Raw genomic sequence first — 24,813 nt, forward strand, 5'->3', positions numbered from 1 at the left:
CGAGCCGAGGTTCGGTCAATTCGTGGTTCGGCCTGATTCCGTCGCGAGCGAAGGAGCTCGAGCGGACCGCCGAGAATATCGGGGAAATGCGTCATGCTTTATGTAATCCTAATCCTACTACTGTTCGCCCTCGCCGGGGCTTCGCTCTTCTTATTCCTGAGGACGAAAGAACTCAAGGCGGAACTGGAGCATTCGCTCGGGGCCTGGCAGGCGAAGGAAGTGGAATATACGTCGGAGCTTACCAGGCTCGATAAGCTGAGGCAGATCCCCGACATCATCGAGAAGGCCAGGAGGACGAAGGCGGACACCGAGGCGAGGCTCGCCCAGGCTCAACTCCGTGCGGATGAGATCGTGCAGCGGGCCCTGGCCGAGTCGCAGGATCGCAACAGGAAGATCCTGGCTGAGGGGGAGCGGCTCCTCGAGGTGTCGAGGGCGGAGACCCGGAAGCTCGAGGCCGCCGCCGACAGGCACAGGCTCGAGGCGCACGAAGCCTTGAAAGTGGCGAAGCTCCAGGCCCAGCAGGCTCTCGAGGAAGCCAAGGCCGAGGCCAAGGCGCTCGCCTCAGGGGCCAGGAAGGACGCCAAGGAGAAGCGTGAGAAGGCCGACGCGGCCCTCGACCTCGTCACGAAATACGCGCTGGAGATCCGGCAAGGCGCGGAGGCCAGGGCCCGCGAGATCGCGAAGGAAGCCTACGAGGCCAAGGGCAAGCTCGCCGACTATCAGGCCACGGCGCAGGCCCTGCAGAATCGCATCGAGAAGTACGACGGCGTTTATCTCGTGCCGCCGACCCATGTCCTGGACGAGCTCGCCGTCGAGTTCGGCTTCAACCGCGCCGGCGAGAGACTGAAGCTCGCCAGGGAGCGGACCCGTCGGATGCAGGAGAACGGGACGGCCGCCACCTGCGGCTATCCCGACGGCTGGAAGAAGGATCACGCCCTCAAGTTCGTCCTCAGCACCTTCAACGGCAAGGTCGATACGATCCTCTCCCGGATCAAGTCGGGCAATCAGGGGAAGCTGATCCAGGAGATCAAGGACGCCTATGCCCTGGTCAACCGCGACGGCGAGGTCTACAAGGACGCCCGGATCCAGGAGGAATATCTGGATTCGAGGCTCGACGAGGTCAAGTGGGGCGTGGCCGTCCAGAAGCTGAAGGAGCAGGCGAGGGAAGAGCAGCGCGCGATCAAGGAGCAGATCCGCGAGGAGGCCAGGGCCAAAAAGGAGATCGAGCGGGCGATCAAGCAGGCCGAGCGCGAGGAAGAGCTCGTCAACAAGGCCATCGCCAGGCTCAGGAAGCAGTTCGAGGAGGCGAGCGAGGCGGAGAAGGCCCGGCTCGAGGCCGAGATGCAGGAGCTGAACCTCAAGCTCGTCGAGGCCGAGGAGAAGGGCAAGAAAGCGATCTCCATGGCCCAGCAGACGAAGCGAGGCCACGTCTACGTCATCTCGAACATCGGCTCGTTCGGCGAGAACGTGTACAAGATCGGGCTCACGCGAAGGCTCGACCCGTTGGAGCGGGTCAAGGAGCTGGGCGACGCCAGCGTGCCGTTCCCCTTCGACGTCCACGCCATGCTCCCCTCCGAGGATGCCCCCGCGCTGGAGACCTCACTGCACCGGCGGTTCCTGGAACGACAGGTGAACAAGACCAACAAGCGTAAAGAGTTCTTCCGCGTCAGCCTGCAGGAGGTGCGAGAGGTCGCCGAGGAACTCGGCCTCCAGGCCACCTGGACCATCGAGGCGGAGGCCAGCCAGTATCGGGAGACCCTGGCCCTCGAGCTGGCCATGACCTCGGACACGGAACTCAAGCGCAAGTGGCTCGATACCCAGGCCACCTTCAACTTCGACGAAGAAGACTTCGAAGACGCCGAGCAGGAACTGGAAGAGGTCGAGGCATGACGCCCCGGGCCTTCGTCATGAAGTGAACCCCGGATGTGCAATCGGAGTCCGTTCCATGCGGGGCCGACGTCGGCCCCGCATGGTTCACGGATGTTCGATAGCGGGACGTGGCGAGGCGGCATGAAAAGTTCGACACGGGCGCAGATCGCCAGGGAGTCGGTCGAGATCGTCGAGCGAGGGTCGTATCGTCTGGCGTCCGGCCGGGTCGTCGAGATCGCCGGGGCCGTTCGCGATTGCCTCGAAGGCACGCGCCACTATTTGCCGGAGGAACTCGAAGGGCTCCGGCGGGATATTCTCGGTCAGCCGGCCCCGGATCAGGCGGCCGTCATCGAGGTGGTCAACGAGACGACCCTGGCCGGTGTGGCGCGAGTGCTGGCGATGGGGAAGGGGCCGGTCGCGGCCTTGAACTTCGCCTCAGCGAAGAACCCGGGCGGGGGATTCCTCAACGGCAGCCAGGCCCAGGAAGAATCGCTGGCGCGAAGCTCGGCCCTGCATGCGTCGCAGATGCGGGCCCGGGATTTCTACGAGAACCATCGCGCGGCCACGTCGTTGTTGTATTCCGATGCGATGATCCTTTCGCCGGGATGTCCGATCTTCCGGGACGATGCCGGGAAGTTGCTCGACGAGCCGAGGCTGGCGACCTTCATCACGAGCGCGGCGCCGAATGCCGGGGCGGCCGCCTACAACCGACCCGAGGAGTTGCGACCGATCCCGGGCGTCTTCCTCAGGCGGTCGGAGTACGTGCTGGCCCTGGCGGCCTCGCGGGGCTACGGGCAGCTCGTGCTGGGGGCCTGGGGCTGCGGCGTCTTCCGCAACGACCCGGCCGTCGTCGCCAGATCTTTCGCGGCGCACCTGAAACAAGGCCCCTGGTCGGGACGGTTCGAGCGGGTCGTCTTCTCCGTCCTGGATACGTCACCTTCCCAATCAATCCTGAGGGCATTCCGGGCGGCATTGGTACCCGGGGAATAGCCTCGTCGATCTCGCGTGACGCTCGGACGGATCGCCAATATCATCAGGGCGTTCTGTGTCGAATTTTTGATAGAATATGGAAGGCCTTCCTTCATCGCGGACGATTGGGACGATCGTACGGCATCTCCATCGCAATCGAGCACCCGCAGCCTGGCATGAGTAATAATTTGAATTAATTTATGTACAAAGATAATGTCATTACCTAACGTTCGCCTGGATATGCACGCATTCAAACAAGGTCGAATGTGGGGATGTCATGTTCAGCAATTGAGCCCACGATTCCGCGAACTTTATGGAAAGATCGACGAATCGACACGGAGTTTTCACTGGAGGTCGCTAGCCTTTGAGGTTCCTACAAGCGCCGGTCGGGAGACCGGAGCGAGGCGGCAGCCCCTCGTCCCAGATCGAGGACGACCTGCCGAGGCCGACGAGCATGTGACGACGACCGGGCTTCCCGTCAACCCCCCCCTCCGACGGACGAAGCCGGGATTTCGATGCCGAAATGACGACCGGGCCCTGGTCCTCTCCCCCCCATCGCAGGACCGCCCGGATCGACCGGTCTTATCGTCGTGCGTCTCCAAAGGCGTAGCTATTTTCGACCCCCGTGATCGAGGTCCATCATCATGAAGTTGCGTGAGAGGCGTGGGTTCACGCTGATCGAGCTCCTCGTCGTCATCGCCATCATCGCGGTGTTGATCGCCCTGTTGCTCCCCGCCGTGCAGTCGGCGCGCGAGGCCGCCCGCCGGATGCAGTGCACCAACAACCTGAAGCAGATCGGGTTGGCCATGCACAACTACCACAGCACGTATGACGTCTTCCCGATGGGTGCGTCCAAGAACTGCAATTCCGACCCCTCGTCGAGCTGCCCCGGGTACGCCGACTGGCGAGGCTGGAGCTCGCTTGCCTCGAGCCTGCCGTTCGTCGAGCAGACCCCGCTCTACAACGCGATCAACTTCGGCATGGCCGAAGAGATCCACGACGCCGTCCCGGCGCCCGAGAACGCCACGGTCATCGGCACGGTCGTCAAGGCCTACATGTGCCCCTCCGACCCCTACGTCGGCCAGCAGAACATCAACAACTATCACGCCTGCTACGGCACGACGAGCGACTGGCCGAGCGGCCCGAACAACGGCAACGGCAACATGCAGAACGCCGACGGCAACGGCAGCACCGGCATGTTCGCCGTCTGGATCAGCTACGGCATCCGCCACGCGACCGACGGCACCTCGACGACCCTCCTCTTCGCCGAGGCCCTCGTGGGGGACAACCAGGGCAACGAGAGCACCCATGGACGAGGCATCGGTTCCGGCACCCCCGGCAGCCACTACCGAGGGAACGGCGTGGTCGTCGCCGCCGCCAAGTACGAGGTCGACGACTTCCAGGCCACCGCGGCGACCCAGCAGGGGATCCTCAACAGCCTCGCCGCCTGCGCGGCCGAGTTCACCAACCCGAGCTCGACGGCCATCACCAGCCACCGCGGCTATCGCTGGGCCTCGTTCTCGGAAGGCGCGGCGTTCAACGTCGCCCAGACCCCGAACGACAAGCAGTATCCGTTCAACGTCTGCCGGGGCCAGGGCAACCCCAGCCAGAGCGACAACGGCAGCAACTCCCTCCCCTCCACGAGCATGCACCCGGGCGGCGTGAACGCCCTCTTCGGCGACGGCAGCGTCAAGTTCATCAAGGACTCGATCGCCCGCAAGACCTGGTGGGCCCTCGGCACCCGCGCCGGCGGCGAAGTCATCAGCTCCGACTCGTATTGATCGAGCGGGAGAGGGGGGCGAGGCTTCGACGCTTCCCCTCTCCTTCCGGCAGCCGATTTCCCTGGATCAAAGGCGGAGGGCCGGGGGGATGCTTCCTCGGCCTTCTCATTTGTGGAGTGCCTCGAGCGATGCGTTGGGCCCCTTTCCTCGTAACGTCCTGCTTCCTCGGTGCCCTGTCCGGCTGCGGCGAGACGCCGAGCTTCGTGCCGACCAAGGTCGCCCCGACGGGCGGCTCTCTGGTCCGCCTGCCGAAAGACCGAGGCTTCGTCGCCCTCAAGACCGAGAGCCCGGCCAAGCCCGGCGTCGGCAAGGGCAGGAACCGGCCGCTCTCGGTCGTCGCCTATTTCTACAAGTCGGACGGGTCGACCCCGATGAGCCCCGCGCCCACCGAGGTCGTCTTCAAGCAGGGGGAGGGCCAGAACGCCAAGCCGATCAATCTCGTCCCCGATGCCTCCGACCCGAACCGCTTCGCGTCCGATCCCGGCCACTATCCGAGGGGCCTCCAGGGGACCATCCGGGCGAAGATCGACGGCGAGAGCGTCGAGGAGTCGTTCTCCTCGCAGTGAGCCGAACGTGACCTCCTTCCTGGTCGATCACTTGGAATTTCCCGCTCGCTCCCAAACAATAGGGGGCGAGCCCGTTTCGGGCGAGTCAACGTTCGACCTCCGCCCGAGGGAAATACCGGGATGTTCGAGTCCGATACGGGGATGATCGTTGCCAGGGACGTCGGCCTCGTGCTGGGAGGGGTCAAGGTCCTCGACGGCGTAGACCTGGAGATCCGCTCGGGCGACTTCGTCGTGCTGGTGGGCCCGTCCGGCTGCGGCAAGACAACCCTCCTGCGCCTCCTGGCCGGGCTCCTCGAGCCCCAGGCGGGAGAGATCGACGTCGACGGCCTCCCCCCTTCCGTCGCCAGGCGAAAGCGAGGGGGCGTCTCGTTCGTCTTCCAGGATCCGACGCTCCTCCCCTGGCGCGACGCCGCGGCCAACGTCCGGCTCCCCCTCGAACTCGACGATCGCGGGGATCCGCAAGACCGCGACGAGCGGGTCAGGGCCACGCTCGCGCTGGTGGGCCTGACGCCCCAGGACTTCGGCAAATTCCCCGACCAACTGTCGGGGGGGATGAAGATGCGGGTGGCGATCGCGAGGGCCCTGGTGTCTCAACCCAGGCTCCTGCTGCTCGACGAGCCCTTCGCCGCCCTCGACGACCTACTGCGGCAGAGGCTCAATGAGACGCTGCTGGAGCTCTGGGCCGAGCAGCGCTGGGCGGCCGTCTTCGTGACGCACAACATGAGCGAGGCCGTCTTCCTGGCTCAGCGGATCGTCATGCTCGGGGGCCGGCCGGCGACCTTGCAGGGGATCGAGCAGATCCCGTTCGCCTACCCGAGATCCCCGTCGCTGCGGGCCGAGCCGGAATACGCCCGGATCGTGGGCGGCCTCGGCGAGACGCTGCGGAGGCTGCCGGCATGAGCGCCCCGACAAGCTCTCGCTTGAGGGGGGAGGGGTCGATTCTGTGCCGGGCCGTCGCCCCCCTGGTCGTCCTGCCGGTCCTGATCGGGGCCTGGTACGCGTTGAAGGCGGTCAGCGGCCTGCCCGACTACGTCATCCCCGGCCCCAAAGGGGTCCTCCTCGCCCTCCACGAGCACCGCGCCACCCTGCTCAAGGCGACGATCTACACCACCAAGGCCGCCGCCTGCGGCCTGGGGGTCAGTCTTGCGCTGGGGATGCCGATTGCCCTGGTGCTCTCGCTCTCGAGGACGCTCCGGGCCGGGATCTTCCCCTACCTGACGCTCCTGCAGACGGTGCCGATCGTCGCCGTCGCCAACGCGGTGATCATCGCCTTGGGCCACGGGTTCCCGAGCATCGTCTGCATCTCGGCGTCGATGGGGCTCTTCCCGGTGATCGCCAGCACGCTCTCGGGGCTGACGAGCGTGGATCCCAGGTTGCTCGAGCTGTTCCAGCTCCACAACGCGAGCTTGTGGAAGACCTGGACCAAGCTCCGGCTCCCTTCGGCGGTCCGCGACCTCGCTTCGGGGGCCAAGATCGCCGCGGGCCTTTCTTCGACAGGGGCCGTCGTCGGCGAATACTTCGTCGGCAGCGAGCCCGACCGCTTCGGCCTCGCCTACATCATCTATGAATCGTCGCGCAACGTCCGCGCCGACCTGATGTACGCCGCCACTGCTGCTGCGATCGTCCTGGGCATCTCATTGTTCGCGGCTCTCGGCTTCGTCGAGAGCGTGATCCTGGCCCGCTGGTCGAGACGCTGAAGTGGGCATTCGAATCGATGGTAAGAATATGTTGTTTAATATCATGCAATGGAGAAGATCCCGCCCCAGGTTCGGGAACTTCCCTCGCACGGTACAATCGTGAGAGTCCGCAAAGGACCGCCGTCGGGCAAGCGACGGAATGCAATTCGTGAGCGTTGAGACGTCGGCCGTAGACCTCGAGACCATCCCCATGAAGTTGAAGCGATCCCTCTGGCTGTTCCTCGCGTCGGGCCTGGTTTTCCTCGGAGCGGGTTGCGGCGGCAGCCCCGAGCCGTCGAAGGAGCCACTGGCGAAGGGTTCGGGCAAGGATAAGGTGGTCCTGCGCCTGAACTGGTATCCGGAGGTCGAGCACGGCGGATTCTTCGCGGCGCAGGTCCAGGGGGATTTCGCGGAGGAGGGGCTCGAGGTCGAGATCCAGCCGGGCGGGCCCGGCTCGGCCGTGATCCCCGAGGTGGCCCTGGGACGGGCCGACTTCGGCGTCGAGAACGCCGACAAGCTTCTCGTCGGGCGCTCGCAGGATACGCCGGTCATGGCGCTGCTCGCCCCCTTGCAGAAGTTCCCGATGTGCATCATGACCCACAAGAGCGCGGGCTTCACGAACTTGCGCGACCTGCGCGACGTGACCCTGGCGGTCAGCATCGGGGCCCCATTTGCGAGCTACCTCAAGAAGAACGTCGCGCTGCCGGGGACGAAGATCGTCCCTTACGAGGGGGGCGTCGCCCTCTTCCTCCGCGACCCGAAATACGCGCAGCAAGGCTACATCTTCAGCGAGCCGATCCTCGCCGAGGGGCAGGGGGGCGACCCCGTCGCGCTGCCGCTGGCCGACATCGGCTATAACCCGTATAGCTCGATCCTGATCGCCAGCGAGACCTTGATCAAGGACAAGCCCGAGCTCGTCGCCAGGATGGTCCGCGCCTGCCGCCGGGGCTGGCGACGCTACGCCGAGGACCCCACCCCGGCGAATGCCCATCTCGCGAAGGTCAACACCTTGATCCCCCTCGACTCGGTCACCAAGATGTCGGCCGCGATCAGGCCCCTGGTCCTCGCCGACCTCAAGGGGCTCGACGAGGTCGGGACCATGAAGCCCGAGCGCTGGAGCGACACCCTCAGCAAGCTCGAGGACGCCGGCGTCATCAAGCCGGGGAAGATCAAGGCCGACGACGCCTACAGCCTCAGCTTCCTCGAAGGCGCGGGCGAAGCGAAATCTCCCGCGGCGGAGGCGCCTAAAGCCTCGACGCCGGCGAAGTGATCGGGCCTATGCCGGGGGATCGGTTTCTTTCGATGCCACGGATCATGATGTGTTGTCGAGGACGCGTGCCGTGATGGATTCGCCCACGCCTGACAGGTCCAGCTTCGAGTTGGTCGAAGTGGCCTCGCCGGCCGACCTGGAAGACGCCCGGACCTTGTTCCGGGCGTACGCCTCGGAGTTTGCCGATTGGCTCGCCGAGACGCTCCGCTACCAGAGCTTCGACGCCGAGGTCGCCGGGCTCCCCGGACGGTACGCGCCGCCGCTGGGCGGCTTCCTGCTAGCGAGGGACGGAGGCATCCCCGCCGGCTGTGTGGCGCTCCGGGCGTTGGGCGTAGATACGTGCGAGATGAAGCGCCTTTACGTCGCCCCCGCCTACCGGGGGCAAGACCTGGGGATGCGCCTGGTCGAGGCCGTCATCGACCTCGCCCGACGGCTCGGGCATCGCCGGATCGTCCTGGATACGCTGCCGGAGATGCGCGGGGCGATCTCGCTCTATCGCTCGCTCGGATTCATCGAGATCCCCGCATACTGGGACAACCCGATCGAGCGCTCGCTCTTCTTCGAGAAGATCCTGATCGACGAGGCCTCGGCCTGAAGCCGCGACGCGAGGATGATCCTCCCGCGACGCGGATCCATCCGGAAGGATCAGGCCCCGAGGGTGCGCTCGAGGGCGGCGAGGATGTCGGCGACGGTCTCGAAGCCGGCGAGGAGGCCGTTGCGCTCCTCGTCGCGGATCCAGCCGGCGACCTTCTTCTCGGCGGAGATGACGGTCGAGTGGTTCCTTCCGCCGAAGAAGCGGCCGATCTCGCTGTAGGCGGCCCCGGTGTGCTTGCGGCAGAGGTACATCGCCAGCATCCGGGGGAAGGTCAGGGCGCGGGCCCTGCCGTCCGACTTCAGGACCTCGGCGTCGATCTCGAAGAGGTGGCAGACCGCCCGCTCGACGTCGCGGAGGGCGACGGCCTGGGCCGTGTGCCGGATCGTGTCGCGGAGCGCCGACTTGGCCAGGTTCAGGTCGAGCCGCTTGCCGGTCAGCAGCGCGTGGGCGATCAGGCTGTGCAGGGCCCCTTCGAGCTCTCGGACGCTGGCCCGGAGGTGCTCGGCGATGTACTCGAGCACGGCTTCGGGGATGTCGACCCCTCGGGCCTGGGCCTTCGACTTGAGGATCGCGCGTCGGGTGGTCGGGTCGGGGGCGTCGAGCTTGACGACCATGCCGCCGAGGAACCGCGTCGCCAGCTCGTCCGTCAGCTTGGCGATGCGCTTGGGGTGCTGGTCGGCCGTCAGGATGATCGGCACACCGTCCGCGATCAGGGCGTTGAAGGTGTGCAGGAACTCGTCCTGGGTCGCCCGCTTGGCCGCGAGGAAGTGGATGTCGTCGACGATCAGGGCGTCGGCGTTTCGATAGCGGGCGCGGAAGCTGTGGAGCGAGTTGGACCGCATGGCCTCGAGGAAGCCGTTGGTGAACCCCTCCGCCGTGATGTGGATCAGCTTCAACCCGGGCTGTCGGGAACGCAGGGCATGGCCGATCCCCTCGGCCAGGTGAGTCTTGCCCAGGCCGATGCCCGCGTGGATGACCAGCGGGTTGAACGACGCACCGGTCGACTGCACCATCTCCTTGGCCGCCGCATGGGCCAGGCGATTGCAGGAGCCGGTGACGAAGTCGTCGAGCCGCCTGGGGGGCCTCGCCTGATTGCGAGGGCGTTCCGAAGGGGGCGGGACCTTGGGTGCGGGAACGAGGGGGACCGTCACGCCCGGCTTGCGTCTCTCGTCGCCGGAATTGGGCTCGATCAGGCCCCCAACCTTCGGCTCGGCCTCGCCATCGATCCGGAACTTGAGCGCCAGCGTGCGGCCGGTGACGGCCTCCGCGGCCTCGATCAGGTTGCCGGAAAAATGCCCCTGGATCCACTCGCGGAAGAAGGCGTTGGGGACCCCGACCTCGATCGACTCGTCGTCGAGGCCGAGATGTACGCCTTCGCCGAACCAGAGCCCGAATCGCCCTTCGCCGACGCGCTCGGCGACCGCCGCCCGCAGCGACGTTTCCAATCCTCCCTGAAGTTGCGTCATCGGTCCATCTCCGCTCCGTCGCTCAGACCACTCGGGCAACGGCCGGCGCCATGGTGCGCGGAGTTTCACCGCACACCTTCCGCCAGCCAGAGAGGATATGCCCTCTGGCATGGGCGTTGTCAAAGAGAGGCGAAGAGGTTAGACGCGGAATTTGGAGAAGATGAAACGAACGTCGAGATAGATTGGATTGGTGCGAATGCACGGCATGCGATCGACGTCGGTCGTGGGAGTGTCAGAGGGGGATTGGCGAGGACGCGACCCCCCGTGACCACGACGGTTTTGCGGCTCGATCCATCGAGCACATCCCCGAGCGGCAGGGGCCCGAGCCGCAGCCGAACGAGGGGGCGGGGGAGCTGCAGATCGGCAGCGACGCGCCGGAGCTGCCGTTCGTGTGGGCGGCGGCGGGGACGCTGAACTGCTTGGCGAGGTCGATGCCGTTGCACCTGGGGCAGTGGGGTGTGTCGCCGTTGCCGCGCACCAGGGTTTCGAAGGAGTGGTCGCACGGCTCGCAACGGTATTCGTAAATCGGCATGGAGTTCGGGCTCCCCGGGTCGGAGGTCGTGATGGTATTGATTGATGATGGCGGCGTCGGGCCTTGGCCATCGTTATTCTGATTTTCGTCCCCGAGCCGTGTCAACCGGAAGCGGACTTGCAGGGCAGTCGCGACGATGGCCACTCGACCGGATTCGAGGCGCAAGGAGAGGCTCATGAAGATTCGACCGCTGGCCCGGGATGAGGTGCGGAGCATCGACGAGCGTGCGGCCCGAGAGCTGGGGCTCTCCACCCTCGTCCTGATGGAGAACGCCGGGCGAGGGGCCGCCGCCTGGCTCCGCGATCAGGGCGTGGGGCCGTCGTCGAAGGTCTGGATCGCCTGCGGCCCGGGGAACAACGGCGGTGACGGCGGCGTGGTCGCACGGCACCTCGATTCCTGGGGCGTCGCAGTCCGGGTCGTCTGGTTCGCGAAGGCCGACCAGCTCCGCGGAGACGCGGCCGCGCAGTGGAAGATCCTGGAGAAGTCGGGCATCGACCAGGTCGCCTGGGACGCCGAGGCCCGGGGGGGGCTCGAGCCCCTCGCGGGCGAGATCGCCGCGGCCGATTGGCTCGTCGACGGCCTGCTCGGCACGGGCCTCACCCGGCCGGTCGAGGGCGTCTTGCACGACCTGATCGACAGGCTCAATCATTCGGGGCGTCCGATCCTGGCCCTGGACCTTCCCTCGGGCCTCGACGCCGATAGCGGCCGGCCGCTCGGGATTGCCATCAAGGCACGGGCTACCGTGACGTTCGTCGCGCCCAAGCTCGGTTTTTCCGCCGAGGGCGCCGCAGGCTATACGGGGGAGGTCTCTGTGGTCGAAATCGGCGTCCCTCGTCGTTCGCTGGAGCCTTTCATCGAGGCTCGTTGAGCCGTTCCGCACCGGCCGGTTCGGCGCGTCGGACGGCATCATGTCATGAGGGCCCACGCGATGGACACCCCGCAACAGGACGGGGCGACCTGGTGCTTCTCCCCGCCCAAACGGTCCAATGGGAAGGTTCTCCTCGGCTTCTGCCGCAAGGGCGAGAAGGGCTCCGACCTCGACGCGTTCCTCGAGATTGTGAAGGCACTCGGCGGCAGGGGTCGTCTCGGAGCCGTTCAGCCTCTTCGACTCCCGCTATGAAATCTCCGTGGGCGGCAAGTCCTTCCTCCTGATCGATGACGAGTTGTCGGGCCTGACCCTGATCGCCGACGAGGCCGAGGGAGGATTGCCCCTGGGGCTCAAAGAATACATGAAGGCGCTTCCGCCCGGCTCATGAGCGGGTTGGGGAACATCGCGGGATCAGAGGGCTTCGATGCTGAACCCCTCGTCGATCGAAGTCAGGGAGAAGAGCGGCGGCATGACGATGCCGACGCAAGGGCCGCAGTAGATGATGTGCGGCTTCTCGGTCGTGGGGTTGCCGTACCTGTCCTTGCGCAGCAAGGGGGAGTGGCAGGCCGGGCATTCATGCTCGGCGGGGGGGCCACTGTCCGGGAGGCCTGGCATCTCGACGAGCTGATTGATCGCGTCGTACAGGGCATCGATCGAGGCGGGGATCCTCGCCCTGGACGCGAAATGCTCCCGGCTCAGGCGCCGGAGCTCGGCGAAGGTGGGGAGGATCCGCTCGAGGAGCCGGTGGCGATCCGCCCGTGACGCCGTGCTCATCTCGCGGGCGCACCTCAGGACCGCGTCCATGGCCCTGGCGGCGGCGAGCATCGGCTGGGCACCCGGATCTCCGAGATCGACCATCGCAGATTCCTTCCATCATCCCATCGAGGCCGACGCAGGCCGATCCGATCGGGGTCGGCCCGCCCGGCGTCCCTCGGCGCCCGGCCGAGTCCTGGCCGATCGCCCTTCACCCTGACATTCTGGCTTCGAACGCCCATTTCGTGCCAGGGGGTTGTCACCGTTTTTTCGAGGACGCATCGTCGCGTCTAGAGATCGATCGATGTTTGTCACAATGGGGATTCGAAATCGTTCGCGCGTGCACATGCCCCGTCGAAGCTCTGAAGGCCTGGGGCCATCCTTGGACGCATCGGCGTCAGACCGCTGCGCTGCGGGCCACGAGTTTGCGACGGACCAAGAGATCGGTCAGCGCGTCGCGCAGGTGCGGGAACCGGAATTCGAAACCCTCGGCCGACAATCGGCTCGAGACGACATACCTGCCATAGAGCGCGAGATCGGGGTCGGTCTTCAGGATCCAACACGCCCCTCCGCGAACCAACCAGCCAGGGGCCGGGAGCCCGAAGGGCATACCCACGGCGCGTCGGAGTTCTCGCATGAAGTCCCGTTGCGGGACGGGGTTGGGCGAGGAGACTACGTAAGGCCCTTGCATGGCGGGGTCGCACAATGCTCGCCCGAACAGGCGATTCATGTCGAGTTCATGGATCCAACTCATCCCCTGAGTGCCCGGCCCGATTGTCCCGCCCAAGCCCAGCCTCGCGAGCCCGGCGAGTCGTGCCAGCGCACCCCCGCCGACACCCCGATCGCGACCCAGGACGAAGCTCGTGCGCAATATGACCGCCCGCTGCGAGGCCAGGACGCTCGCGCGGAATTCCTCCTCCCAGGCCCGGCCGACGGAGGGCGCGAGCCCATGGCCGAACGGCGAATCTTCGGTGCATGTGACCTCGGGGGGATCGCCGTAGATGTGGGCCGTGCTCATCTGCACCCAGACCGGAGGCGGGGCATCGACGGCCCGCACGGCCATGCCCAGCACCCGCGTCGCCTCCACCCGAGAGCGGAGGATCTCATCCTGGTGATCCGGCGTCTTGACGCAATCCACGCTCCGACCGGCCAGATTGACCAGCCCTGCCGCGCCGTCCAACTCCTGACGCCAGTCCCCCAGGCTCCGGCCATCCCAACTCACATGCCTCCAGGGCCCGCTTGATTTCGGTGGTCGGCGCGAGAGCAGCACGACCGCCGCCCCTCCCGCCGCCAGGTGCGTGGCGAGGGAGACGCCCAAAAAACCGCTGCCGCCGGCGATCACGATACGCCCGGATGGTGGTGAGGAAGCCGTCATTGGGATCAGCCTCGGGTGACGATGGTCTTGTCAATGCCGAAGCTGAAACCGCGAAACGACGCCGGCTTTAACCGAGCCGACCTTGGCGACGATCGTCTTCAATTGCCGTAAGGCACCGCCTTCGTAAAGCGGGGGTTGGTGGCTCGGTGCCGATCGACGGTCGTCAGAACCGCGGGGTGGCCGCGCCTTCGGCCTTGCGGGCCGAGAGGTGCTGGAGCGAGGGCTGCTTGAGGAAGGCGGCGTCGAGGCGGTCGGCGAGGAGGGCGTGGCCCCTGGCGTTGGGGTGGTAGTCGGCGGGGCGGATCGCCAGGGTGAGCGGGTCGAGGCCGTCGTAGGCGTCGGAGATGTCGATCTCGGCGCCGAAGCCCGCGGCCTTCGCGAGAGAGACGAGGCGGTCGTGGTCGGCGGGCTCGACGGGGCGGCCGACTCGCGGGATCAGGACCCAGAGGCAGGGGACGCCACGCTCGCGGCAATCGGCCGCGATGTGCTTGTAGACCTCACCCACAAGATCCCAGCGCAGGGCCGCCAGCTTCTCCGCGTAGTACTCCTTAGGCTGCCCCTTCTTGAGGCCGGAACGCTCGAAGAGGTCGCCGTAGACGGCCGAATCCCAGCCGATCCCTCGCGGCAGGAGGTCGACCAGCCGGCGCTCATCCCAGCCGACGTCCGCCTGGGTCGCCTCGAAGACGACGACGTCCGGCGAGGTCGGCCAGGCGACCTGCATGAAGTGGTCCCAGCGCTGGCCGGGGCTCTTGCCCGGCAGGGCGAAGTTGAGGAACTCGACGGTCGGGCCGCCGACTTCGCGCGAACGCTTCCGCAAGGAACGCTCGAGGACCGGCTCGAAGCCGAGGCCGTCGTCGACGCCGAGGCCGACGCCGATCGAATCGCCCGCCATCGCCAGGCGGAACGTCCCGCTCGGCTTGGCCGTCGAATAGGGCTGGTCGCGCATCGCCAGGGCGTTCGTGTTCCAGATTGCCCCGACGGGCAGGATCGTCGTGTAGTTCGGCTTCAGGACCGACTCGCGCAGGTCGTTTGTATTGATGGCGATCAGGCCGTGCGTATCCATCCGACGGCCGGTGTCGAGGATCTGTTCATAATAGCCCCGCTCCATCCGATCGTAGTCGGCCTTGCTCATGAGGCGAGACCGCACGATCTCCCGGATTCGAGCGGCCTGCGCGGGGACGATCGCCTCCGGCAACAATCCCGCGACCACGACGGCGATCAACACGATCCAATGCGAGGTCGAAAATGACGAGCGTGTCATCATCGGTCACCTTCACCCCAAAAGACGGCGAGTCGTTGCGCCCGGCCTCAGCTCACAAGTTCGGTTTGCGACTCAGGTTGGCGTCGTTCCGCCGCTTGAGTCGTCCTGCCCTTTCTTTTCGGCAGGACCCGCAAACTCGATTGAGCGGGATGCCGAATGTCTCGGGACTTTTACGGATCCAGACAGAACCGGCAGGACTGGGGAAGATGGGTGGAGGCAGGAAGGATGCTGGTTGCGGTAGGTCTCCCCAGACCTCGATACCGAGGCGGCATCATAGCGTCATGACGCGTTCCTGTATATTCAAACTCGACGCCGGCCGATGGTCTCATCGGGCCTTCAAGGCGCCTTCCCGTGCGCAATCGAGCCGGCTTATGGCAAGCGTGGGATCGACAATTCTGGGGATCTGGGCCCGAGTTACTCAGGGTTCCTGGCCGATGGGGATGACCTTGGCCTCATGCGAGGAGACGTTGGGAACAGGCGAAGATGCAGGGGAGGGGGCCGTCGGCGTTTCGGGAGAAAGCTTGGGCTTCTCCGCGGGCGGGGACGGTGACGATGGTGTGGCGGAGGAGGACGGGAGCGGAGGCCGGCAGCCGGTCCGGACGACCAAATGGTCGCGGAAGGCCCCGCGCTGATATTCGATGGTGGCCTCGGTGTTGGCCAACGTACGATCGAGCTGGTCGGTGAGGTCGCCCGGGGATTCGATCGCGTGGCCGTCGAGTGCCATGACCCGGTCCCCCTTGCGGAGGCCGGCCTGCGCTGCGGGCGAGTCGACGAGGACGCCGTCGAGGATCGCGCCGGGTTGGTCGCCGAGTTTTTCCGCGTTGAGCCGGACGCCGAGATAGGCGCGATCGACCCGGCGTCTGGTGTGGAGCTGGTCGGCGATCCAGAGGGCGTCGCGGGCGGGAATGGCGAAGCCCAGGTCGTGGTCGAGCACGCGCTCGCTTCCCGGGGCCGCCAGGCCGCTGCGGACCAGGCCGAGCCATTCTCCGTGGAGGTTGGCCACGACGGCGCCGCTGTCGCCGGGGTGGAGGGCTGCGTCGATCTGGATCAGGCCGCCGAGGGGCCTGGGGCCGATGTCGACGCGACGGTCGAGCCCCGCCACCTGGCCCCGGATCACCGAATGCCCGAGGCCGAACGGGTTGCCGATCACCAGGACTTGGCTGCCGAGTCGGGGGTTCTGTTTGGCCGGCCGGATGGGCCGGGCGTGGATCGGCTTGATCCGGAGCAGCGTCAGGCCCGTCTCGGGGTCGACGGCCAGCCACTCGGCCCGATGCCGCTTGCCCGACGCGTCTCGCGCCACGATCGGCGCCTGCGGGGGGGGCGGGTCGATCCGGATCGAGAGCACGTGCCCTTCGTCGTTGAGGATCAAGCCGGTGGCCACCCGCCTGATGCCCGTGGGGGCGTCCGCCACCGAGTATTCCAGGGCGACCGCCGATCCCCTGACCTTCGCGATCGTGTCGGCGATCTTGCGCTCGAAGGCCCCGACGATCGCGTCATCGTCCGTCTCGACGGTGGCCTGGGCCGAGGCGGGCGCGTGGGCCGGATAGCCGCACGAGGGCTGCGCGACCAGGAGGCCCGCCAGCGCCAGGCCCTTGAGCAGGGCCGGTAAGGCGCGAGCCGAGACCGAGGCCCAGCCCGGGCGCGAGTGCCGGGTCGAGGTGTCGCCAGAGATGATCGGATGATGACACGTCACGGGTGAGGTCGCGGTAAGAGTCAATGGAACTGGCGAGGGGCCCGAGGGCCGATCGTCGTGGATGCCGACGCCGAAGACGCCCTCCGGCCCCTCGCCCCCTCGCCCTTGTGCGGAGCGAGGAGACGAGACATTGGATATGAACATCTCGGAGAATCCGGGAGCGAAACGAATCGACGGGCGGACGCTCTAGGCAGGCTGGGGCCCGCCCTTCTTGGCGCGAAAGGCCGCGGTTTGTTAAGGCTCTTGGACTCAAAAGGGGCAGGCGGGCGCACGGCAGATCGTTCGGACGTGCCCGATGCAGGGGCAAGGGGCGATCACCGCATTAATACGTCGGCTGCTTCTTCTCGCGAGCGACCGGCGCAGGCTCCGTCCCCATCGGCGTCCCGTGGTCGAGGTCGTAACCCATGCGGGTTGCGGTGACCGTCTCGGGGAGGGCCGACGCGTCTTCCTGGGGCTTGGCGGCCTCGGCGGCCGGCTGTTCGGGCTGGCTCGTCGCGGGCGAAGCCTGGGCGACGACCGGGGCCTCGGCGACGATCGGCCGGGTCTTGAGCGGCAGTCGGGCCGTGGCCTCGGCGACCTGGCTCCGGTTATTCCCGATGATGCCGACCGCCGCCACGAGGGCGAGGCTGGCACAGAGGCCGACCGCCGGCCAGATCTCGAACCGGGACCATGACCATGACCAGAACGAAGGGGCAGGCCGGCGAGACTGCCGGATCTGCCGGGCCAGGTCGGGCCAGAGCGAGGGGGCATCCGGCTGGATGGGGCTGAACGCCGCACTCGCGTGCAGGGCCTTGACGGCCTGCTCGATCGAAGTCCGGTGTTGCTGGCAAGCGAGGCAACCGATCAGATGCCGCTCCACCCGACGCCGATCGGCCATCGGAAGTTCGTCATCCACCAGGAGCGGCAAACGCTCGCCCACCCATTTGCATTGAGGATTCGCCATTATGTCGTCTCCCGTCGCGTCAACTCCTGCCGGCGCTCCCAGTGCTCGCGGAACAGGTCGCGGCCTTTTGCGAGTCGCCACCGCACTGTGGCTTCGCGGCGGCCGACGATGGCCGCCACCTCTGCAGACGAAAATCCTTCCAGATCACGCAAGACGAGGATGGTCCGGTAAGGCAGGGGGATCTTATCAAGGATGAACCGGACTTCCTGCGCCAACTCAGCTTGAATGCGTGGATCGGCATCGGGCAAATCGAACGCCCGCATCCCTTCATCATGGGAGCGGTCGATCGACGCGGCTGGCGGGGCATCTCGTCGCCGGAGCCAGTCCAGGCCCAGATTCACCCCGACCCGGAAGAGCCAGGGGCCAAAACGCCGCGACGTGTCGAACCGGTCGAGCCGGCTGTACACCTTGAAGAACGTCTCTTGCGCCAGGTCGCGGGCGAGTTCCTCATCGTGAACCAGCCGCACCAGGACGCGGATCAGCTTCTTTTCATAGCGGGTCACCAGGGCGGCAAACGCTTGATCGTCGCCGCTGCGAACGCACTCGACCAGCCAGGCGTCCCCCCGCTCGTCGGGGCGTACGCCCGCGTCGAGGCTCGTCTCGTCCTGAGGGGAGAGCGTATACCCGGCGAGGGAGCTCGGGACTTCATCCATGGTTTGGGAACCGGATCGGGTTTCCGCCGACTTCCACATCGCGTGACCTCCCACGATGCTTTATAGTACGGAGATCGAGGCGTCGGGCGTTGGAGTTTTTTGCCGAAAGGCCCGTCTTGCCTCAGATTTCGGATCGCCATGTCGGGCGCAATTCCCCAAGTCCAGCCCTGTACGCCCCGCGACCGCGAGGCCGCGCTCGAGATCCTCTACCGCCGGGTGCCGCCCAATTTACGTCCTCGATTGATCGCCAATGCGCTCTTCGAGGCGGAACGGGGTTACATCGACCTCTCCGGACTTTGGGTCGCCTGGAAGCGAGGCCGGATCGTCGGGGCGATGCTCACCCAGGCCCTGGCCGGCCGCGCGGCCGCCGTCTGGGCCCCCGAAGTCGACCCGTCCTGGCAGCGCTCGGCCATCGCCATGGCCCTCGTCCGCACGGCTCTGTCCAGCCTTCAGAGCCAAGGGTTCCTGATCGTCCAGGCCTTGCTCGATGACTCGACGCCCCGCCAGGGGGCCAACGACCTCAGCGGCGGGGGCATCCCCAAGGTCACGGAACTCATTTACCTCGAACGAGATACGCGGTCGAGGCTCTCCCCGCCTCCCGGCACGCCCGAGTTCGATTGGCGAGGGTTTGGGCCCGAGACCGAGCCCGAGTTCCGGGAGATCCTTTCCAAGACATACGTGAACAGCCTCGACATGCCCGAGCTCGAAGGGATCCGATCCCTTGACGACATCATGTCCGGCCATCGCGCCTCGGGTCGCTTCGTCCCCGAGCGCTGGCGAATCGGCCGGCTCCGCGACGATCCCGAGACCGCGGCTGTCCTGCTGCTGTCGCAGATGCCGGATCGCGACGCCTGGGAGGTCGCCTACCTCGGCCTGAGCCTGAAGGCGAGGGGCAGGGGGCTTGGCCGCGTCGTGCTCGCCCATGCGCTCGAGCTGGCCTCGGCCCACGTCCCCAAGCTCGAGCTCGCCGTGGATTCCCGCAACATCCCGGCCACCCGACTTTACGAGGCCGCGTGCTTCGTCCCGTTCGACCGCCGCTCGGTCCACCTGGCGAGGCTGGTTCAGGAACCAGGAAACAGCCTGCCCGTGAAATGAACTCGGGATCGGCCCCACGCTCGCGGCGAGGCCAACCCCGAGTTGGTTCGTTCGCTTCAGGTCGTTACTTGACTCGAGTTTCCAACGTTTCCTCTTCCACCGACTCATGCCGGATGATGTCACCTTCCTTGAGGTAGACAACCGACTCGGCGATGTTGGTGGCGTGGTCGGCGATCCGTTCGAGGTTCCGCGCGGTGTTGATCAGGCGGAGCCAGGTGTTGAGCCTGTCCGGGTCGCGACGGATCTCATCCTTGAGCTGGTTGAGGATGGCCCGGTAGTGCTTGTCGATCCGGCTGTCGCCTGCGATGACGGCCCGGGCGAGCTCGGCGTCCGACTTCGACAGGGCGTCCAGGCTATCGCGGACCTGCGACAGCGACTCCATGGCGAGCGCCTCGAGCTCCTGGGGGATCGGCAGGGCGTCCGGGTCGGAGGCCAGCTTCTTGACCCGCTTGGCGATGTTGCGGGCGAGGTTGCTGATCCGCTCGAGGTCGCCGTTGACCTTGAGCACGCTGGCGACCCGACGGAGGTCGGACGCCACCGGCTGATGGAGGGCCAGCACCTTCAGGCAGTCGCGCTCGATCTGGACTTCGCGACGGTCGACGATGCGCTCCTCGTCGCGGACTTCGGCCGCGAGATCGGTCCGGCCGTCGCAGAGGGCACGGATGCTCTGATTGAGGGCATCTTCCACGACGGCCGCGAGTTTAAGCACCCCACCCCAGAGACGCTCGAGATCTCGGACGAAGTGTCGTCCCAGGGTCACCCGTTCGCAATCCCAGTCCGACCCAAGATTCACTCCGTTATCAAACGGCATCGAGACGCTCCTTTTTTAGGTAAGGTACCAGGTGCCCTGCGTTCACCTCTTCAGTCGGTCTCAGGAATATGCGGGCTCCCGATGGGAGCAGCCTCCATCCATCAACTTCGTATACGAAAGTGTATGTCCTATTCTCGCCTGGCACAAGATCATACGGCTTGATATGCGGTCGATTTGTTGAAGTTTTTTGGGGAGGCGAAATCTTGAGTCGCAGGGAACCACAATCCAGTCTCTGCAAGCAAATGAGACGCCGTTGAGAAAATTGGGGTTCGCCATCACGGGCCATTTCCTGGTGTATGCTTCAAGATGGCCCGGCACGCAGGATTGTGAGATGGATCGTCGGGCGGCTCGATAGATGGATCGCCCCTACCATGGAGTACGTCAAGACTCGCCCGTTGGTTTCCCGCAACCGGGGAATCGGGCGCCCCTGGATGCGAGCGACCTGGCTCCTGCTCATGGTCGCGACCATGACGCCCGTTCAAGCCCCGGGCGATGAGCCCGGAACTTGGGTGGGGGGCGAGGTGATCCTCAGGCCCGAGGCGAAGGTCCCCTGGCTGCCGGCGACGCGGTCGCCCCGCCCGTTCGTCCGCTATCGGGTCGAGAATGCCGAGGGGGACAGGCTCTGGCTCAGGTCCACCTCGGGCGAGGGGTGGGCCCGCGCCGAGGACCTGATCCGCATCGGCGACGCGATCCGGTTCTACACCGAGATCCTCCGCAACGAGCCGAAGGCAGCCTGGGCCTATGCCCAGCGCGGGCTGGTCTGGTCCGACAGGGACGAGCCCGAGATCGCCATCGCCGACTACTCCGAGGCCCTCGCCCTCGACCCCAAGGATGCGGTCACGTTCGACAACCGCGGCCTCGCCCGGCTCGAGACGAAGCAGGACGACAAGGCCCTTGCCGATTTCGATCAGGCGCTCCGCCTCGAGCCCCGCGAACCCCTCTTCCTCGATCACCGAGGGCTGGCCTACCTGGCGAAGAAGGACGACAAGCGGGCGATCTCCGACTTCGACGAGGCGCTCCGGCTCGACCCGAAGCAAGCCTCGACCTACGGCCATCGCGGGACCGCCCTGGCCAGGAGCCGGCAGTACGGCCGGGCGGTCGCCGACTTCGAGGCCGCCCTCCGGCTCGACCCCGGCGACATCTGGTCGGGCAACGCCCTGGCCTGGCTCCTCGCGACATGCCCGGACGCATCCTTGCGCGACGGGGCGAAGGCGGTCGAGCTGGCCCGAGCCGCTTCGAAGACGGCGGGGGAAGTCGATCCCTATCTCCTGGGGACGCTGGCGGCGGCCCAGGCGGAGGCCGGCGACTTCGACGCGGCAGTTGCCTCCCAGCTAAAAGCCCTGGAACTCTTCCCGACCGACGATCGGGACGGCGCCGGGCATCGGGACCGGCTCGACCTCTATCGGGCGAAGCGGCCCTATCACGAAGGAGCGACCCGGCCATGAGCCGTCAAGGGATGACGAGGCCATCGATGCGCCGATCTGCGTGGGGGATTGCCGGGAGCCCGCTGCTGGCCCTGGCCCTGGCGGCTCCCCATCTGGGAGCGTCGCCGCCGATCGGCTCGCCCCTCCTGGAGGTGCTCCTCGATTCCGAGATCCCGATCGCCGTCCCCAACACCGGCGCGGAGCCTCGCGGTCGCGAGGAAGCTCGCCAACTCGCCCGGCACGCCGCCGCGGCCTATGCGAAGAAGGACTACGACCGGGCTATCGCCGCCTACACCGAGGCCATCCGCCTCGATCCGGGCCGGGCCGCCCTGCACAACAACCGCGCGGCCGCTCGCCTGGGCAAGAAGGACGAGGCGGGGGCGCTCGTCGACTACAACGAGGCGATCCGGCTCGACCCCGAGAATGCCTCGGCTTACTATGGGCGAGGCCTTGTCTGGCATTCGAGGAAGGATTACGACCGGGCGATCGCCGACTTCGATGAGGCGCTGCGGCGGCCCCCGAAGTTCTCGGGTGCCTACAACAACCGGGGACTCGCCTGGTTCGACAAGCACGAATACGACAAGGCCATCGCCGACTTCAACGAGGCGCTCCGGCTCGATCCCGATTCCCCCCTGATCTACAACAACCGAGGGAATTGCCGGGAGGCCCAGGGGGACCTCGATCGGGCCCTCCGCGATTATTCCGAGGCCATCCGGCTCGATCCCCAATACGTCAAGGCCCGGGGCAACCGAGCCCGGCTCTTCGCCTCGGAGGGGAAGGCCACGGAGGCACTCGAGGATCTCGGCGAGGTGATCCGCCTCGACCCCAAAGGGAGCCGGGCGTATCGGGCCAGGGCCTGGATCCTGGCGACGAGCCCCGACGCCTCCGTGCGTAATGGCAAGGAGGCCATCTCCGACGCGTCCAAGGCCTTCGAGTTAACCGGCCGAGATGATCCCATCATCCTGGAGACGCTGGCCGCCGCCCATGCGGAGGTGGGGCAGTTTCAGGAGGCCGTCTCGATGCAAGGTAAGGCGCTCGGCCTGCTCTCACCCGCGGACGCCCGGCGGCCCGCCTTCGAATCGAGGCTCGCCCTCTACCGGGAAGGTCATGCCTACCACGAGCCTGAGCCGACCGCCTTGGTGTCGAAGTCTCGGCGGCTGCGGAAGTCATCCTGGCATCGTTGAACCGGAGAGGGGTATCTCCTCCCTCGGGAAATGAAAACACCCTCGGCGAAGGTCGCCGAGGGTGTTCGGTTTTCGGGATCGCGGCGGTCGCCCTGCGATCAATAGTTCTTGCCGTGGAGCGGCGGGCCGACGCCGTGGAGCGGCAGGTAGTAGACGTCGGTCGGCACCCGGTCGCCGGGGCGGTAGTAGCCGAGGTCATACTCGGCCTCCCACGGCGGATCGACGACGAGGTTGTAGGGCAAGAGGGCGACCTGGGCGGCGAACAGGCCCATCGAGAAGAAGGGCTGCGTGAGCTGGTTCCGCTGGGTCGACTTCTTGGGGTCGTCGACGGGGTAAGAGAGGTACCGGCCGATCGGCCCGAAGAACTGCTCGGTGCTGTGCCCGTAGCGCTCGAGCGACGCGTCCTGGAAGTAGAGGGGCAGGTGGCACGTCGCGGCCGCCGACCAGTACTTCCGGTTCGGTGCCCACTGCCGGGCGGGCAGGGGGGTGAACTCATCAGGCACCGGGATCGCCCGGATGGGGCGGGCCTCGGTCGGGCTGGGGGCTCGGGTGATCTCGAGCCGGGTCGCTGGGTTGCTCGTCACGCCCGGGACTCCGACCGCGGCCCCTTCTTCGGGGGTCGTGGCGCCACGGTCACGCAACTGGGCCTCGTCCTGCGTCCGGGCCATCTTCTCCACCTCGCGCTGGAGATCCGGCGTGAGGGAGGACTGGAAGGGGTCGCCGGTCCGGCTGGGGAGGAGCGAGTCGGCCCGACGCTGCGCGGGGCGGAGGTCCGAGACCGTGCCCGAATCCGGCAGGACCGGGACGGAGACGGGCTCCGACTCGTTCGCGGCGGGTTCGGCCGGCATCCCCTCCGCGGGGGCCGCGGCAGGTTCCGCCGAGGCGGTCGGGAGCGTCGGATGCTCGTCGGCCGCGGGGGCCGGGGCCGGCTCGACCAAGGCCGAAGACTCGGTCGCGGGGGCGGCGGCTACCTCGGTTTCGGTCGGGGTCGGGCTCGAGTGCGGAGGCTCGGGCACCTCGGGCAGGGGCGGCAGGGTCTCGACGGCCGGGGCCGCCGGGGCGTTGCCCGGGTGGGGAGCCGCTTCGGGCGCGGGGGCCTCGGCACCGACCGGGGCCGGGGCCGGCAGCTCGGCAGGAGCCGGCATTTCGGCCGGGGGCAGTGCACCCGACGGGTCGGCGATGGGAGCGGGGGCTTCGGCGGGGGTTGCCCCGGCGCCGTCCTCGATCGACGGGGGAACGGCCGGCGGCTCCGGGATTGCGGGGGGCTGCTCGTTCGAGAGCGCCGCGGCCGGGGGCAGCGTGGCCGGGTTGATCGGGGGCAGCGAGCCGTCGGAGGGGGCGGCGGGGCTCGCCTGGGCCGGTTCGAGCAGCGGAGCGGGCTCGGCGGCGGCGACTTCTTCGCTCGTCGCGCTCGCAAGCCGGATCGAGCGGTGGACCTTCGGGGTCACGCTCGGGGCGGCGGGAGCCGCCTTCTTGGGGGTGACGGCGGCGACGGCCGTCCGGCTCGCTTGCAGGCCGCGCTTGGCCTGGTCGATCCCCTGCGCCAGCGACTTGCGCTCGGCGACGGTGAGCTCGGCCTTCTTCACTTCCGCCTGGCGGAAAGCGGCGAGGGCACGGTCATATTCTTTGTACTTCAGGTAGTCCCAGCCGCTGCGGACGAGGTGACGCGCCCCACGCGTCGCCAACATCCGATTGATGGTGGCAGGCGAGGTGGACGTCCCCGGGCCGCTGACCGGCGGGGGCTGCTGGGCCACGAGTGTGGCGGCCGACAAGGCGGTCCCGAGGACCGCCGCCGACAAGGCCGAGGATGAGCGACGCAAGCCACGCCTCCTTGCTGGCTGTAAAGGACCCGACGATACCTGGGCCGACGGGTCCAATCGTTGCGATTCCGTTCGCGAACGAATGAATTCTGAGAGATTTCGGAACATTGGGCATCCACCTAATAGTGACAGCCGGACGCCCAACCTTCCTTCCTGCTTCGTAACGAATCCTAGCGCGATGGGGAAGGGCAAGCTCGAGGTGCGGGACG

At 67.0% G+C, this 24,813-nt stretch carries 24 protein-coding genes; 14 read left to right on the forward strand and 10 right to left on the reverse strand.

Annotation, left to right across the window (positions count from 1 at the left end; all coding sequences use genetic code 11):
* Positions 1–93 precede the first annotated feature (93 nt).
* The 8 genes from ACOYYX_RS01175 to ACOYYX_RS01210 all read left to right on the forward strand — a co-directional run bounded on the left by ACOYYX_RS01175 (position 94) and on the right by ACOYYX_RS01210 (position 8,726).
* Positions 94–1,890 (forward strand): DUF4041 domain-containing protein, encoded by a 1,797-nt coding sequence (locus ACOYYX_RS01175; RefSeq protein ID WP_422928104.1) that lies wholly within the window; start codon positions 94–96, stop codon positions 1,888–1,890.
* Between the two features lie 120 nt (positions 1,891–2,010).
* Positions 2,011–2,859 (forward strand): TIGR02452 family protein, encoded by an 849-nt coding sequence (locus tag ACOYYX_RS01180; RefSeq protein ID WP_422928105.1) that lies wholly within the window; start codon positions 2,011–2,013, stop codon positions 2,857–2,859.
* 623 nt (positions 2,860–3,482) lie between these two features.
* Positions 3,483–4,619 (forward strand): DUF1559 domain-containing protein, encoded by a 1,137-nt coding sequence (locus ACOYYX_RS01185; RefSeq protein ID WP_422928106.1) that lies wholly within the window; start codon positions 3,483–3,485, stop codon positions 4,617–4,619.
* Positions 4,620–4,747: 128 nt separating this feature from the next.
* Positions 4,748–5,185: a hypothetical protein gene (locus tag ACOYYX_RS01190; RefSeq protein WP_422928107.1), complete on the forward strand. Its 438-nt coding sequence runs from the start codon at positions 4,748–4,750 to the stop codon at positions 5,183–5,185.
* A 120-nt stretch (positions 5,186–5,305) separates the two neighbouring features.
* Positions 5,306–6,085 (forward strand): ABC transporter ATP-binding protein, encoded by a 780-nt coding sequence (locus tag ACOYYX_RS01195; RefSeq protein WP_422928108.1) that lies wholly within the window; start codon positions 5,306–5,308, stop codon positions 6,083–6,085.
* Complete coding sequence (locus ACOYYX_RS01200) at positions 6,082–6,882, forward strand: ABC transporter permease (RefSeq protein WP_422928109.1); 801 nt, start codon at positions 6,082–6,084, stop codon at positions 6,880–6,882. The genes ACOYYX_RS01195 and ACOYYX_RS01200 overlap by 4 nt, the downstream gene beginning before the upstream one ends.
* 148 nt (positions 6,883–7,030) lie before the next feature.
* A complete protein-coding gene (locus ACOYYX_RS01205; protein WP_422928110.1) occupies positions 7,031–8,131 on the forward strand; it encodes an ABC transporter substrate-binding protein in 1,101 nt (366 codons plus the stop codon).
* Positions 8,132–8,204: 73 nt separating this feature from the next.
* Positions 8,205–8,726, forward strand: a complete 522-nt coding sequence (locus tag ACOYYX_RS01210; RefSeq protein WP_422928111.1) for a GNAT family N-acetyltransferase — start codon at positions 8,205–8,207, stop codon at positions 8,724–8,726.
* Positions 8,727–8,776: 50 nt separating this feature from the next.
* Here the strand turns inward: ACOYYX_RS01210 and dnaA are convergent, their stop codons facing one another.
* Positions 8,777–10,192, reverse strand: coding sequence for a chromosomal replication initiator protein DnaA (dnaA, locus tag ACOYYX_RS01215; protein ID WP_422928112.1), 1,416 nt, complete (start codon positions 10,190–10,192; stop codon positions 8,777–8,779).
* A gap of 232 nt (positions 10,193–10,424) precedes the next feature.
* A complete protein-coding gene (locus tag ACOYYX_RS01220; protein WP_422928113.1) occupies positions 10,425–10,724 on the reverse strand; it encodes an FmdB family zinc ribbon protein in 300 nt (99 codons plus the stop codon).
* A 175-nt stretch (positions 10,725–10,899) separates the two neighbouring features.
* Between ACOYYX_RS01220 and ACOYYX_RS01225 the strand changes: the two genes are divergently transcribed.
* From ACOYYX_RS01225 to ACOYYX_RS01235, 3 genes are read left to right on the forward strand one after another with little or no spacing between them, the layout of a single operon-like run.
* Complete coding sequence (locus ACOYYX_RS01225; RefSeq protein ID WP_422928114.1) at positions 10,900–11,592, forward strand: NAD(P)H-hydrate epimerase; 693 nt, start codon at positions 10,900–10,902, stop codon at positions 11,590–11,592.
* 60 nt (positions 11,593–11,652) lie between these two features.
* Positions 11,653–11,844, forward strand: coding sequence for a hypothetical protein (locus ACOYYX_RS01230; RefSeq protein WP_422928115.1), 192 nt, complete (start codon positions 11,653–11,655; stop codon positions 11,842–11,844).
* A gap of 7 nt (positions 11,845–11,851) precedes the next feature.
* Positions 11,852–11,980, forward strand: coding sequence for a hypothetical protein (locus ACOYYX_RS01235; RefSeq protein WP_422928116.1), 129 nt, complete (start codon positions 11,852–11,854; stop codon positions 11,978–11,980).
* A gap of 23 nt (positions 11,981–12,003) precedes the next feature.
* On the opposite strand, the gene ACOYYX_RS01240 is transcribed toward ACOYYX_RS01235, so the two are convergent.
* From ACOYYX_RS01240 to ACOYYX_RS01265, 6 genes are all read right to left on the reverse strand, one after another.
* Positions 12,004–12,450, reverse strand: coding sequence for a hypothetical protein (locus ACOYYX_RS01240; RefSeq protein WP_422928117.1), 447 nt, complete (start codon positions 12,448–12,450; stop codon positions 12,004–12,006).
* Between the two features lie 292 nt (positions 12,451–12,742).
* Positions 12,743–13,720: an epimerase gene (locus ACOYYX_RS01245; RefSeq protein WP_422928118.1), complete on the reverse strand. Its 978-nt coding sequence runs from the start codon at positions 13,718–13,720 to the stop codon at positions 12,743–12,745.
* Positions 13,721–13,883: 163 nt separating this feature from the next.
* On the reverse strand, positions 13,884–14,984 hold the full coding sequence (locus ACOYYX_RS01250; protein ID WP_422928119.1) for an SGNH/GDSL hydrolase family protein: 1,101 nt from the start codon (positions 14,982–14,984) through the stop codon (positions 13,884–13,886).
* A gap of 415 nt (positions 14,985–15,399) precedes the next feature.
* Complete coding sequence (locus tag ACOYYX_RS01255) at positions 15,400–16,674, reverse strand: S1C family serine protease (protein ID WP_422928120.1); 1,275 nt, start codon at positions 16,672–16,674, stop codon at positions 15,400–15,402.
* 322 nt (positions 16,675–16,996) lie between these two features.
* Positions 16,997–17,617, reverse strand: a complete 621-nt coding sequence (locus tag ACOYYX_RS01260) for a zf-HC2 domain-containing protein (protein WP_422928121.1) — start codon at positions 17,615–17,617, stop codon at positions 16,997–16,999.
* Positions 17,617–18,270 (reverse strand): RNA polymerase sigma factor, encoded by a 654-nt coding sequence (locus ACOYYX_RS01265; RefSeq protein WP_422928122.1) that lies wholly within the window; start codon positions 18,268–18,270, stop codon positions 17,617–17,619. Before ACOYYX_RS01265 ends, ACOYYX_RS01260 begins: the two co-directional genes overlap by 1 nt.
* Positions 18,271–18,408: 138 nt before the next feature.
* Here ACOYYX_RS01265 and ACOYYX_RS01270 point away from each other — a divergent pair, with 138 nt between their 5' ends.
* Positions 18,409–19,365, forward strand: coding sequence for a GNAT family N-acetyltransferase (locus tag ACOYYX_RS01270; protein ID WP_422928123.1), 957 nt, complete (start codon positions 18,409–18,411; stop codon positions 19,363–19,365).
* A gap of 64 nt (positions 19,366–19,429) precedes the next feature.
* On the opposite strand, the gene phoU is transcribed toward ACOYYX_RS01270, so the two are convergent.
* Positions 19,430–20,176 carry a phosphate signaling complex protein PhoU gene (gene phoU, locus ACOYYX_RS01275; RefSeq protein WP_422928124.1) on the reverse strand — a complete coding sequence of 249 codons (747 nt, stop codon included), beginning with the start codon at positions 20,174–20,176 and terminating at the stop codon, positions 19,430–19,432.
* 371 nt (positions 20,177–20,547) lie between these two features.
* Between phoU and ACOYYX_RS01280 the strand changes: the two genes are divergently transcribed.
* The gene (locus ACOYYX_RS01280; RefSeq protein WP_422928125.1) at positions 20,548–21,621 is read left to right on the forward strand and encodes a tetratricopeptide repeat protein; all 1,074 of its coding nucleotides are present in this window, start codon (positions 20,548–20,550) and stop codon (positions 21,619–21,621) included.
* A gap of 26 nt (positions 21,622–21,647) precedes the next feature.
* Positions 21,648–22,784 (forward strand): tetratricopeptide repeat protein, encoded by a 1,137-nt coding sequence (locus ACOYYX_RS01285; protein ID WP_422928126.1) that lies wholly within the window; start codon positions 21,648–21,650, stop codon positions 22,782–22,784.
* A gap of 98 nt (positions 22,785–22,882) precedes the next feature.
* Here ACOYYX_RS01285 and ACOYYX_RS01290 read toward each other — a convergent pair whose 3' ends face one another.
* A complete protein-coding gene (locus tag ACOYYX_RS01290) occupies positions 22,883–24,604 on the reverse strand; it encodes a hypothetical protein (protein ID WP_422928127.1) in 1,722 nt (573 codons plus the stop codon).
* Positions 24,605–24,813: the final 209 nt, after the last annotated feature.

It is taken from the genome of Singulisphaera chitinilytica, assembly GCF_049331405.1.
Classification (GTDB): domain Bacteria; phylum Planctomycetota; class Planctomycetia; order Isosphaerales; family Isosphaeraceae; genus PoT.